At 28.8% G+C, this 1,647-nt stretch carries 1 protein-coding gene; it reads right to left on the reverse strand.

Going from position 1 to position 1,647, the window contains the following annotated elements; translation table 11 throughout:
• Positions 1–708: 708 nt before the first annotated feature.
• Positions 709–1,179: a GNAT family N-acetyltransferase gene (locus PTI45_RS01155; protein ID WP_069325720.1), complete on the reverse strand. Its 471-nt coding sequence runs from the start codon at positions 1,177–1,179 to the stop codon at positions 709–711.
• Positions 1,180–1,647: the final 468 nt, after the last annotated feature.

The following is a 1,647-nucleotide window of genomic DNA, read 5'->3' on the forward strand; positions in this document are numbered from 1 at the left end:
AGATGAAGCGTCAGGATATGGACATCGCTTTGCTGAAGCATATGATGGTTTTTTCGTTTAAGAAAAGGAGCAAAAGCTTGCAATTTCTGCTGAACTTTTTTCAAAATAGCGACAAAATGACTTTGTACCGAGCATGGTTTTTTTATACAATAAAAATGTCTTTGCACAGGAATCCACCTTCCAAAATGGGGTTTGGTCACTTTCATTTTGGACGTTTTTCTGGGCAAAGGCTATTTTTATTTTCAACTAGCACCACGGGTAAATACAATATATTTATATCTACTTAGATCTTATTTTAATGATAGCATTTTTTATTTTTTGTATCTTCATTTAGTAGCTTATTACTACGTTAATCGGCTTACTATAGTGATTTTAAATATAATACTTACTTTTCACTTATAAAGTAAGTATAAAGTAAGTATTTTATAAGTGATAACTAATTATTAAAGATATAGGATGATAAATATTTTGGTAAATAATAATCTCACTGTAATATAATATTTACTTGTAATCTAATTTATAACTATTTAATTTATACTTATTTAAAAATTACACTATATTGAATAATAATATGATGTTTACCTAGAAGAGAACCACTTCTTTTGAAAGGCGGTTGAGTAGGCTAAAGAAGGCTATAGCTTACTTATTTAGTCGAAGTTTAATACATCAGCAAAGCATTAGGAGAATTAGTCACATTTAGTACAATACTTATACTATACACGAATAGTAAGCTACATCCGTAACTCTGCCTAATAAATTCGATTCAGGCAATAGTGCTACCAAAGTAAATCCGAGATTTTTAATTAAATTTTTTGACTTCACATTTTTATTATATATAGTAGCAAATAGACGTTTAAGGTTTAATATGGTTTTAGAATGCTCAATAACTGCGGAAACTGCTTCATATGCAAAACCGCATCCCCAATGCTCTCTGATAAACCGAGAATCTATTTCACAAAGGTAGCCTTCTGCTACTTCTGGAATCATTACATCACCGATGAATTCATCATTGTCTTTTAACGCTACAGTCCATTCTGTTTCATTACGATTCCTAATCATTTCTAAAATTAACTGTTCATTACGAGGAGGGTTAATTCCAAGAAATTCTCTTACTTCATCATTGTTAAACATTTTAAGCATATTAGGATTGTCTTTTTCCATCCTCGGACATAAAATCAATCGTTCTGTTTTAATTTCAGGTGCTCCTTTTATTGCCGTGAATCATATAATATATCTACGTTATACTTTATTATCCAAAATACAAACAGCTACGTATGTAAATCCCAATAGAGTTATAGTACAAAATATGAATTCCATTTCATTTCCCAATATTGCTGTATTTTGCAATGAAGGCTACATTTACTCAGAAAATAATCTTCAATCATGCATTCAGTTAAAGCAAGTCTAAATGTGAGACCAGCTAATTCATGGCACAAAAGTTTAAAATAGTAGAATTGATAAATTATTATTTATCTTATTTCAAATAGAATAATAAAGAGAGATAGATCTACAAACCACACCTAACTATATAAGTACTAATTTATGATTATTGATAAATTAATTTTTAAATACTTAGGTTATACATAATAATAAATTAATTAGTCGAAAGAACATTTTCTAGTCATTCCTAAAAAATCTAATCTAAAC

It is taken from the genome of Paenibacillus nuruki (genome assembly GCF_001721045.1).
Taxonomy (GTDB): domain Bacteria; phylum Bacillota; class Bacilli; order Paenibacillales; family Paenibacillaceae; genus Saccharibacillus; species Saccharibacillus nuruki.